Consider the following 11,477-nt stretch of genomic DNA (forward strand, 5'->3'; position numbering starts at 1 on the left):
TTGACTTTAACAAGAACGAGATGATGGTCGCACGGGAGCGGGGTTGGATGCTTGTCATTCGCATATCGCAGGTTCGAATCCTGCCATCTCGGTTTTATTTAATTTCTTTAAACTTTTTTTGCTGCAAATGTATTTTATCCATTCTACTCATCGTAACTAAAAAATTAATCATACCAAACTTTTTTATCTTATGGTTTATCATTATTGGTATCTTTATAATTTTATTTTTATCATTTATATCATCTATTACAAAGAATATATTCTTATGCTTTTCTTCTGTATCTATAAAAAGTCTTATATCTTTAGAATCTAGTATGTCTATAATCCTTTCTCTCTCTTCCTTGCTTACATGTTGATTATAGCTTTCTTTTCTATCGCCTGTGTGTGTTAGTCTGCCTTTATCTATGACTATGCCTATTTTTTGTGCTTCTATGTTGAAATACTCTCTTAATGCTTTTATAGCCTTTGTGTTTAGCTCACCTACTTGTGCTATATTCCTTTTTGTGCTTGATAAATCATTGTTGATATAGGCTTCCCATATCTCATTAAAGCCTTGTTTCCATACTTCTTTTTTTGTTTCTTTTTCAATATGTTTTAATGCCTCATAACTCTTTATGTCCTTATTTTTATAATATTTCATTTTATAGTCAAGTGCTTTTTGCAAGGTGTTGGTGCTAGAATCTAGATTCCTTGTATCATAGTTCCAATCTTTATGTGGGGTAAAAGGTGGCGGATTACTCGCTATTTTCCAACCCCTTTTTTCAATCTGTGCTTTAGAATAGCTTTGGACTCTGCATCTGCAATTCCAAGCATTAGGTGGATAGCATGTTTTCCAAAAGGCATGATCTCTGTGTAGTATTAAGCCATGCAGACTTTTATGACTTTGTCTTACTCTATTATCATCAATGGCAACATACCTTAAGTATGTGCTATGTGGGAGATTGTATTGTTCTCTTGCTCTTGCTTGATTATAGCTTGTGCGTATGTTTGTATAATAGATTGTTTTTAATCTTTTGCTGCCTACATAGATTTCTTTTGTCTCTTTTGTTGTTGGATTTATGACTTGTGTTTTACCTAGCCAACCTGCTTTTTGCAAAGTGGGTGTAATATCTTTTTTCCAAGCATTAAAACTTTGTCCTTTTGCTAGGGCTTTTTGCAAACTCTCTTTTATATCATAGAGTAGGTCTATTTGTGTGATTTTTGCAATGGTGAATGTCTTATGATGTGCTTCGTGCATAATCTCATCATAGTCAAAATGCAATTCTTTTGTCTTTGCCATAAAGTAGGCAATATTATCTGTTGGGGGTGATTTAAAATCAAAGGTCATTATGCACACTCCCCTTGCCATAAATCATAGCATTTGCGATATAGTTTGATAACTCATCTTTTGCAAGTTCTAAATCATTTCCTTTTAGCATAGATTCTAACTTTAGAAATGCTTCATCATAGGTTTTACAATCTTGCAATAATGCGTTTAGGTTAAATGTGTCTTTTGGACTTAGTGTATGCTCTAGTTTATCTATGCTATCTAGTGTGTTTATGTTGCTATCTTTAATCTCTCTATTCTTCTGCATATTCCTAAAAGGCAAATCTATATTGTCTCTATACTCTAATCCCTCTATTTTAAATGTGTTTTCAAGGTGCTTTAAAGGGACTTTAATACCCATGTTAGATAAAAGGTTATAGACTTCTGCTTGGAGCTTCTCATCTTTTTCTGTATTTGTATCTATCTCAAAGTAAAAGGGGGCTACATGAGCAAAGTTATATTCTAGCATTTTGGCTAAGAGTGGTGTGATATTTTCTGCTAGAAGTCCTGCATCAAACTCTAATACATTCTTTGTTATACCCTCATGCACATTACCTAGTGCTTGTGTGCCATTTTGCACATTATTCCCTGCTAATACTTGACTTGTGATCACTTTAGAGATACATTCATCACAATATCTTACAAAGTCTAGGAATGTGCCTTTATCTACATTCCCATTTAAGACTTCTAGTATATCATCTTTTGCGAATAAGCCTACACCATTGCTTCTTAGATTTAGGGCTGATTGTAATATAGCATTACTTGTCTCTTGCGTGCTTGTAGCTTCACTCTTTATAATTAAAGGTGGGACAGAAAAGCTATCTAAATAGCTCATGTATCTTTGCAAGGTAATATGCTTTAGACTTGCTAGGCTTATAATCTTATTCATAAGGCTAGATTCTATGAGATTTCCTGCATCACTTGGATGATAGATTGTATAAATATCTTCATTTGCTTCATGCAAGTAGATTCTATTACCGCCTTGTTCTATATAGGGCATAAAAGCTTCATCACTCTCAAAGTATCGCATACTGATAAAATCTAGCTTTGGATAAATCTTAGAATTAAGAGATTCCCACTGCAAGATAAAAGAGCTAAATCCATAGGGGATAGATGTGCTAAAGAAACCATTAATGATCTCAAAAATGTAGGCATTGAGCTTGGTTATAGCATGAATGATATGAGTGATATGTTTAAAGGCTTTTACTCAACTGCTGGTGCTACTATGAGCCTAGAACAAGCAAAAGAAGTCATGGAGAAAATAGCAGTAGCTGCAAATGTATCTGGCGTAGATGTAGAGTCTTTAAAAGTAACACTTGATAATCTAGGCAGTGGTGTAGCAAGATTGGCAACAGATTTTGGTCGTTTTATAAAGTCTCTAGGCTTAAGCACAGAAGCTATGACACAAGCAAAAAATGAGGGCAAGTTATATGAATTAATGCTAGAAAAACTCTCACCCCTGCAAGAGAGCGTAAAAGCACAAAGCATGAGTTATTCTGTAGCAGTAGGTAAGCTTAACTCTGCATTTGATGATTTAAAACGAAGTGCTATAAGTGTATATTTTGAAAAGATAAAAAACTCCATTGCTTCAATGACTGAATTTATTACAAGCAATAAAGATAGATTTCTAGCTGTATTTGCTGCATGGATAGATCATATACAGAGAATATGGGATAGTCTAAAAGAGTTAGCATTATTCTTATGGGAAGAGTTTGGTAATGCTTTAAAGTGGATTGCAAGCTGCTTTAAAGAGAGTAATAAAGAGCTTGATACCTTTACTATCTTATTAAAAGGTATGCAAACTACTATGGTAGGCGTTGTAGCTGTTATTAATGTCATAGTTGAGGGTGTAAAGCTTGTTATAAATACAATTAAAGGCATGATAAATAATGCAATGGCAGCAGGTGATGCATTAAAATATGCTTTTTCATTTGGGAAAGACAAAGTTGCCCTTGCAAGTTTTAATAAAAGAATGGCAGAAAATGATGCAATATGGGAGAAAATGAAGGGTAATGTCTCTAATATGGGAGATGTGCTTGTAGATAGCTATAAAGAGATACTTGCTCTATGGAATGATGAGCAAGAAAAGGTAAATAAAGATGTTGAAACAAATACTACAAAGCTTGTAGCTAAGAAAAGAGCTATTACACAAACAAAGCAAACTAAAGCACAAGAAAAAGGCTTAAGCGAGACTGAAAGACTAAAAGCATTCTGGGATTATGAGTATAGAATAAGGGAGAGAAATATCTCTCTTATGCAAGATGGTAAGAAAAAAGAAATCGCCTTAGAAAAACTACGCTATGAAAGAACGATTACAAATCTAAACTTTGAAGTGAATGAAAAGCTAAAGAGTGGGGAATTAGAGTTAGCTCAAGTCAATGCCTTGTATGAAGCAGAAAATAAACTACATGAAAAAAGAATAAAAGAGATACAAGAATATAACTTATATGTAGAACAAATCACAACAAGTCTTAATTACTCACTTAGCTCTGGATTTAATGAACTCTTAAGTGGTAAAAGTAGTATAGGTGATGCATTTTCTAACATTATGAGTGAAGCACAAAATTCAATCACACAAGGTTTTAGCACAGCTTTAAGTGATGCTTTTACTAATAGCAAAGCACGATATATTGAATCTAGAATCACTTATCACAAAATATGGCGATATGCTGTTTATTATAGATGAGGCGTATTATGAGTTTTGTGGTAAAAGTGTGGCGTATTTATTACCAACAATGCAGAATCTTATCATCACAAGGACATTTTCAAAGGCATTTGGCTTAGCATCATTTCGTATAGGCTATTGCTTAAGTTCTGCACAAAACATTGCTGCATTAAATTTACTTCGTAATGCAAAAAATATTACTCATCTCTCACAAGTGGCAGCTATTGCAGCACTAAAAGATAAAGAATATATGGAATCTTATGTAAAAGAGGTTGTATTAGCAAGAGAGTTTTTTATAAATGCGTTAGATTCTATGCGAGAGTTTAAACTTTATCCATATTTCTTTGAAAAAGAATTGCTTTTGCGTGTTAATGAATGCATTATAGAACGCTTGCATTATCATCAAAAGTTGGGACACACCATAGCGATTGTGTCAGGTGGCTTTGAGATATATATTTGCATTTTTGCAAAGTATTTTGGGATTCCATATGTTGTGGCGGTTTCACTGGAGAGTAGTGAGGGGGTTTTAAGTGGCAATATGGCAGGTATTCATACGATGGAGCACAGAAAGCTTTATAAGTTATCACAAACACTTGATCTATCAATGTGATATTCCTTTGCTAAGTTTAGTGGGTAATGGCATTGTTGTAGAATGTGGGAAAGATATAGAATGGGCGAAGATTTTAGGATTTGAGATTGTTTAGGATTTTTGCTTGAACTACCAGCCCTAAACACAACTTAACCACACATTAGCACCAACAAAGGCCTAAACATCTTTTATAATTTGATTAATGTGTATATACCCCTACATTCCTTGCAAAATAAAAACAAGCTTTCAGACTTTATTAAAGCGATTTGTTTCCATAATTAACATTATGGAACTCATTTTGTTTCACATATCACAAACCACACAATACAGAAGGAAGTATGCAGCAAAACATTTACACAATACATAACAAAAAAGATTCCATCGCAACGCTTTTGCATATTATAGAATCTAATATGCAAAATATGCAGGAAAAAAATATAACACAATATAGCATTCATGCTGAAGTATTTGGCATGATACAAGGCGTTGGATTTCGCCCATTTGTAGCAACTCTAGCTCATGTTCTGCATTTACATGGCTTTGTGTATAATCAAAGTGGTAGCACACTTATAGCCCTGCATATATCCACACAAAAAGAATGCAAAAGAGAATCTATCCTGCTTTTCTACACCGCATTGTTACTTGCTTGCAAATACACTATAAACCCCGGCACACAAGATCTATCCATTATACAAAAAGCAAGTAGTATTTTAGAGCATACACATACACCAAAACAAGCTTATATCACTTCATTGCATATCACAATACATACAGATACAGCCCACACACAAGGCTTTCACATTTTAGAATCAAATGTAACGCAACATGCAATACAAGCCCATATCCCCCTTGATACAAAAGTGTGTGAATCTTGCCTAAAAGATATGCGTGATGAAAACTCCAGATTCTATAACTATCCATTTGTTGCATGTGTGAATTGCGGTGCGAGATATAGCATTTTGCACCAGCTTCCTTATGATAGAAAAAACACAAGCATGAGTGATATGGCACTTTGCATAGATTGTGATAAAGACTATAAGAATCTAGTTAATAGACGCTTTCACACAGAACCATTAAGCTGCAATAACTGCGCTATTAAAGTGGAATTTTATCGCTATAATCACCATGAAAAACACTATGATTTAGACGCTATAAAAACCCTTGCTAAAGCGCTTATGCAAAATAATATTGTATTATTTAAAGGGCTTGGTGGCTTTGCCTATATCGCAAATGCAAGAAGTAAAGAAGCATTGCAAAAGATAAGAAGCATTAAAAACAGATTGCATAAGCCCTTTGTCGTTATGGCAAATATACCTACTTTACGCACAATATCCCTGCTTACCCCACAGCTTGAATCTTTACTCACATCAAAAGAAGCCCCGATAGTGATTGTCCCAAAACACCCACAATATAATCTTAGCAATGAGGTGAGTAGTTTGCAGACTATCGGCGTTGTGATTCCATATACTGCTATGCTTACGCTGCTCTTTTCCTATCTATCACCTGATTTTGCAATGATTTATACTTCAGCGAATAATAAAGGTGAGATGATTGCTACCACACTGCATAATCTAGCCCTTGATAGAATCGTGGATATTGCAGAATCATTATATATACTTGACTATAATCGTGAGATTCTAAACTGCGTTGATGATAGCATTTTGCTGGGTATTGATGCGACAGAGATTGTGGAAGATCATGCGTTTGAGTGCGACAATGAGCTTTTAGAGCGAAATTTACAGAATCTAGAAACTATAAAATTTGCACAAAACGCCCCACACCCGTTCATCTACGAATGTGAAAAATCTTGAATATTTTTGTAAAACTTTCACATATAAAGCTTTTTTCTCAAAAACTCTCTATCATAGGATCTTCATCAGGCATATTTACTCGATAGTTCTCTTACAAGTTTCACTAAAGCTATGGCATTTTCACGCGGTAAGTCTTTAATCATGCCATGTCCAAGGTTAAAGATATGCCCAGAATTACGCATAACTTCAAGGATAGAGACAACCCCCTCTTTCATAGAAGAATAGTCATAAAGCCTTGCGGGTTCAAGATTGCCTTGCAATACAAAGCGATCGCCCACCTTTTCTTTTGCCTCTTTCATATCAATCTGCCAGTCAATGCCTAATACATCAAACTTGCCGTGAAGAGATTCTAAAAATGCACCGACACCGCGAGGAAATGCGATAAGTGGAATCTGTGGAAATGTAGCCTTAAGATAATTTGCAATATCCTGCAAATAAAACCAGCCAAACTCTAAATATTTGCTTTTTTCTAACGCATTCGCCCATGAGTCAAAAAGCATAACTGCATTTGCCCCTGCTTTTATCTGCATACTTAGATATTGCTTGATTTCATCTGTGAGTTTTTGCAATAAAGCGTGTAAGAGTTTTGGATTTTGATACAACATTTTTTTACTTTTTTCATAGCTTTTACTGCCATGTCCCTCTATCATGTATGTAGCAAGGGTCCATGGCGCTCCACTAAAGCCAATCAATGCTTTATCTTTTGCTAATCTTTTTCGCACAGAATCTACACATTCATACACATAGGAAAGTCTAGCATGTGCGTTTGGTTTTAGCATGCCTAAACTCTCTTCATCAGTAATTGTTTGTAAAAATTGTGGTCCAAACCCCTCTTTAAACTCTAAAGGAAGCCCCATTTCATAAGGAATAACTAAAATATCGCTGAATAAAATCGCCGCATCCACATCTAAAATATCGATAGGCTGTAGTGTAACCTCTGTGGCTAAATCCACTCTTTGACATAAATCAATAAAATTTTTAGCCCTCTTTCTTGTCGCTTTGTATTCATCTAAATAGCGTCCTGCTTGTCTCATCATCCATATAGGTGTATAGGGCGTTTTTTTTCTCAAACATGCGTCAATAAAAATCATTTAGAATCCTTAGTATAGCATTTAGGATATTGTAGTGTGTGAATATGTGTGGGCGGTTAATATAATAGGCATTGTTTTTCAAGCAACTAATCAGAATCTTCATAAAATATCTCTTAGGTAGCGATCGGATTCTTTACCTATTTGCTAGTATTGATAAAAATCTCAATGCAAGCACACTATAGATAATACATCGTAACAAATACAAAAATATTTGCTATAATACGCGGATATTTTACAAAATCTTGGAGAAACAAGGTGAATCAAAAATTAGAACTTATGGGGCATGTTATCGCTGGATACCCTGACACACATTCATGTATTCGTGCGGCAACGGGGATTTTGCGGGGAGGTGCAACATATTTGGAAGTGCAGTTTCCATTTTCTGATGGTAATGCAGATGGCGTATTAATACAAAGTGCGAGTGATTATAGTTTGCGTCATGGATTTCTCCCTCAGCATGGATTTACCATTATTGATACACTTGTGAAGAATACTTCAAAGCACATACTTGCAATGACTTATGCAAATATTGTATTGCAGTATGGAGTAAAAGAGTTTGTGAGTGATCTTGCAAAATGTGGTGCTTATGGTGTTATTATCCCAGATTTTGGTTTTGGTGAAGAAGATTTTGGCATGAGGGAGTTATGCAGGGAACACAACATATATTTTATTGAGTTAATCGCTCCGCTTACATCACAAAAGCGTGTGAGAGAAATCGCAAGTCAAACACTCGCACCATTTCTTTATGTCATTGCACGCAATGGATTAACAGGGGGTCAAACACTCATCAATAGGGAAGTTCTTGAGTATATAGAAGATGTGGCTGAAATCTGTGCATTAGAAGAAAAATCAATTATGGTTGGTTTTGGTATTAATCATGCAAGTCAGCTTACCTTATTGCAACATAAAGTTTATGGTGTTGTTGCGGGGAGTTATTTTGTTGATATTATTAATAAGAATCAAGATAGCGAGAATCTTTTGGAGATTTTACAAGATTCCACGCAAAAGCTTTTAGCGTGTGAGTAGTTCCATCTCTTTATGCAGTGCATCTTCACCGCACGATGAAGAATAAAAATGAATTATTTGAATTTGAAGTTGCTAAATCAGCAGTTACTATACAATTTACGCAAATAGCATACAATATGCAAATTTCTACAAAATGGATATGAAATGACAGAAAAGAAAAACAATGAACTCAAATTTATGTTTATTGTGCTAGTTGTAGCATGTGTGCTATTTGTGTATGATGTGGAGTTATATGGCGATGTGTTTCAATTTTTAGCACTTTATTTGGGCATTATTATTTTAGTGTATGAAAAAAATATAAAACGCGTGATTATGCTATCTATTGCAGCTGCCTTTGTTGTTGGCGTTGTTTATGCGATAAAATTTGGGTTTATGCAGTTGGCATCTCATAATACAGATTATGCTTCAATATCACTTCGCCCATACGCATTTAATGGGACACCTAGCATATATGATTATAATGGCTTCCCAAGCGGACATACTGCTGCTGCATTTATTGCGGTGGGGTTTGCCTTGCGATTTTATAGCAAAAGATGGATTATATTTTTAGCCCTGCTTGCTATCTTAGTGCCACCATCAAGGGTGCTAACACTATGGCATACGACTATACAGGTTATTGCTGGTGGGATTTTTAGCTTAGTTATAACTTATAGCGTTCTTGTTGTATTGCAAAAGATTCCATATTTTCGCAATGCGTAATTAATATATAAGGAAAGTTATGGATTCTAATGGTATTTTATTTCAATTTAGCTCTTTTGGGGAGAGTCATGGCGAGGGCATTGGTGGCATTGTGAGTGGTATGCCATCTGGCATAACTATTGATTATGCGTTTTTAGAATCCGAACTTGCAAGAAGAAAAGGTGGCTCTAAATTTGCAACACCAAGAAAAGAAGATGATGCTTTTCAGATTCTAAGTGGTGTATTTGATGGCAGAAGCACAGGGACTCCCATTGGCTTTTTTATCCCTAATATGAATGTGCGTAGCAAAGATTATACAAAGATTAAAGATGTGTTTCGCCCATCTCATGCTGATTTTACTTATTATCATAAATACGGACATAGAGATTATCGTGGTGGTGGTAGAAGCAGTGCTAGAGAGAGTGTGGCACGAGTGCTTGCTGGTGGGTTAGCAAAGCTGCTTTTAAGGGAGTTTAATATTGAGATTCTAAGTGGTATTACGCATGTAGGTAACATAGGCACAGCTAAGAAGAATTTTAGTCGAGATGATTTTATGAGTGCTAGAGAGAGTGCTATATTCGCCCTTGATAAAAGTAAAGAAGAAGCCATGCAAGAAGAGATTTTGAGTGCAAAGGCAAAGGGTGATAGTGTGGGTGCAAGTGCTTTAATCTCTGTTTTTAATGTGCCTATTGGCTTAGGAGAGCCGCTTTCCTATAAACTTGATTCTATACTTGCAAGGGATCTTATGGGGCTTAATGCGGTAAAAGCAGTAGAGATAGGCAGCGGTATAGAATCTACAAAGATGTATGGCTCTCAAAATAATGACTATATGGATAAAAATGGTTTTATGAGTAATAATTCTGGTGGGATTTTAGGTGGTATCTCAAATGGGAATGACATTATCATTAAAGTGCATTTCAAGCCCACGCCTAGCATATTTTGTGCGCAAAAAACAATAGATATATATAATAATGAAGTAGATATAAAGTTGCAAGGCAGACATGACCCATGCGTTGGTGTAAGGGGTAGTGTAGTGTGTGAGAGTATTGTTGCCCTTGTCTTAGCTGATATGTTGCTACTTAATATGAGTGCAAAGCTAGAGAATCTTAAAAAGATTTATGGGTGAGTTTAGTTTATTGAACGACTATTCCACGAAATACATGCCCCTATATGATTATGGAGCATGTAAGGTCTTGTTATACTCCATACTGCAGCTATTTTAAATCTTTTATAAACAATCCTTTGAATATTTATTTAAATTTTATATGTTGTCATTATTTGTCTTAATTTATGTATTTTTACTCATTTTACTTCTCACAACTATAATAATATCCTCGCAATTAACGAATTTTTACAATATTCATTTTTGTTAATAAATCGTTTTTTTTTTTTTGTATTATCACGCAATTTTGAATTTAGGAGTTTTTATTATGGGTTTTTTAGATACACTCAAACGCAACAAGCCTGCACGCAAAAAAGATATTTTGAAGTTAATAGACTTTAACAAAGATTATAGTGAGCTTATCTTGCGTGCCTTAGCTGATCCAAATGGTTTAGGAAAGCTTGATGCTATGATGCATAATGCCTATATGCCAAGGCATTACTGGGAGATTTTTCATCAAATGTATGTGTATGGCAATGCTTACAGCAACGATGGAATAGCACAAAGGGAAATTTGCATTGATTGTGGTGGGCATATTGGTGTATTTACAGATGTTGCCCTGCATTGCGGTGCGATTGTGTATGTCTTTGAGCCAAACAAATATCTTTTTGCTTTTTTACAGAACAAATATAGGGATAATCCAAATGTGATATTACATAATCAAGCGGTTTCAAATAGAAATTACCAAACACAATTTTTGATTGATGAATGTGGTGAATTGTCGCAGGGAAATCGCATTGTAGAAAGCGTGAATCATACGCAAAAATCCTATGAAGTAGAAGTCATTGACTTAAGTCAATATATTAAAGAGCATATCCTGCCAAAGCACAACAAGATAAGTTTTTTAAAGCTTGATGTGGAGGGAAGTGAATTTGACATTATGGAATCTTTACTAGGACAAGACTTACATAAATATATAGGCTATATTGCTTGTGAGACGCACGAAAGATTCTTTAGTGATGGGGAAGAAAAACTAGCAAAACTTAAACAAAGCATAGAAGAAAAATCCGCAAAAAATGTGTTTTTGGATTGGATTTGATTCTATGTTTTTAGTATTTTCTTATGTTTTGCCTTCATGGCAAAAATAGACCAATTAAAGCTTTTAAGATTCTAAACTATAAAAACTAGATACGGAAAGTTTTTACAAGC

At 34.9% G+C, this 11,477-nt stretch carries 10 protein-coding genes; 7 read left to right on the forward strand and 3 right to left on the reverse strand.

Annotated features, from left to right (window positions below):
* Positions 1-94: 94 nt before the first annotated feature.
* Both C6H17_RS01490 and C6H17_RS01495 read right to left on the reverse strand, forming a co-directional pair.
* On the reverse strand, positions 95-1,327 hold the full coding sequence (locus C6H17_RS01490) for a phage minor head protein (protein WP_005218758.1): 1,233 nt from the start codon (positions 1,325-1,327) through the stop codon (positions 95-97).
* Positions 1,317-2,495, reverse strand: coding sequence for a phage portal protein family protein (locus C6H17_RS01495; protein ID WP_080663009.1), 1,179 nt, complete (start codon positions 2,493-2,495; stop codon positions 1,317-1,319). Before C6H17_RS01495 ends, C6H17_RS01490 begins: the two co-directional genes overlap by 11 nt.
* Between C6H17_RS01495 and C6H17_RS01500 the strand changes: the two genes are divergently transcribed.
* From C6H17_RS01500 to C6H17_RS01515, 3 genes are all read left to right on the forward strand, one after another.
* A complete protein-coding gene (locus C6H17_RS01500) occupies positions 2,478-3,992 on the forward strand; it encodes a hypothetical protein (protein ID WP_005218755.1) in 1,515 nt (504 codons plus the stop codon). The genes C6H17_RS01495 and C6H17_RS01500 overlap by 18 nt on opposite strands.
* Positions 3,937-4,581, forward strand: a complete 645-nt coding sequence (locus C6H17_RS12715; RefSeq protein WP_230475015.1) for an aminotransferase class I/II-fold pyridoxal phosphate-dependent enzyme — start codon at positions 3,937-3,939, stop codon at positions 4,579-4,581. The genes C6H17_RS01500 and C6H17_RS12715 overlap by 56 nt, the downstream gene beginning before the upstream one ends.
* 317 nt (positions 4,582-4,898) lie before the next feature.
* Positions 4,899-6,371 (forward strand): Sua5/YciO/YrdC/YwlC family protein, encoded by a 1,473-nt coding sequence (locus tag C6H17_RS01515; RefSeq protein WP_005218750.1) that lies wholly within the window; start codon positions 4,899-4,901, stop codon positions 6,369-6,371.
* A 65-nt stretch (positions 6,372-6,436) separates the two neighbouring features.
* On the opposite strand, the gene hemE is transcribed toward C6H17_RS01515, so the two are convergent.
* Positions 6,437-7,462 carry a uroporphyrinogen decarboxylase gene (gene hemE, locus C6H17_RS01520; protein ID WP_005218749.1) on the reverse strand — a complete coding sequence of 342 codons (1,026 nt, stop codon included), beginning with the start codon at positions 7,460-7,462 and terminating at the stop codon, positions 6,437-6,439.
* Positions 7,463-7,717: 255 nt separating this feature from the next.
* Here hemE and trpA point away from each other — a divergent pair, with 255 nt between their 5' ends.
* From trpA to C6H17_RS01540, 4 genes are all read left to right on the forward strand, one after another.
* Complete coding sequence (trpA, locus tag C6H17_RS01525; RefSeq protein ID WP_005218742.1) at positions 7,718-8,488, forward strand: tryptophan synthase subunit alpha; 771 nt, start codon at positions 7,718-7,720, stop codon at positions 8,486-8,488.
* 144 nt (positions 8,489-8,632) lie between these two features.
* Complete coding sequence (locus C6H17_RS01530) at positions 8,633-9,187, forward strand: phosphatase PAP2 family protein (RefSeq protein ID WP_005218740.1); 555 nt, start codon at positions 8,633-8,635, stop codon at positions 9,185-9,187.
* A 19-nt stretch (positions 9,188-9,206) separates the two neighbouring features.
* Positions 9,207-10,292 carry a chorismate synthase gene (aroC, locus tag C6H17_RS01535; RefSeq protein WP_005218739.1) on the forward strand — a complete coding sequence of 362 codons (1,086 nt, stop codon included), beginning with the start codon at positions 9,207-9,209 and terminating at the stop codon, positions 10,290-10,292.
* Positions 10,293-10,596: 304 nt separating this feature from the next.
* A complete protein-coding gene (locus C6H17_RS01540) occupies positions 10,597-11,367 on the forward strand; it encodes an FkbM family methyltransferase (RefSeq protein WP_005218738.1) in 771 nt (256 codons plus the stop codon).
* Positions 11,368-11,477: the final 110 nt, after the last annotated feature.

The sequence above is a fragment of the Helicobacter rappini genome (genome assembly GCF_900198625.1).
In the GTDB taxonomy this organism is placed as follows: domain Bacteria; phylum Campylobacterota; class Campylobacteria; order Campylobacterales; family Helicobacteraceae; genus Helicobacter_A; species Helicobacter_A rappini.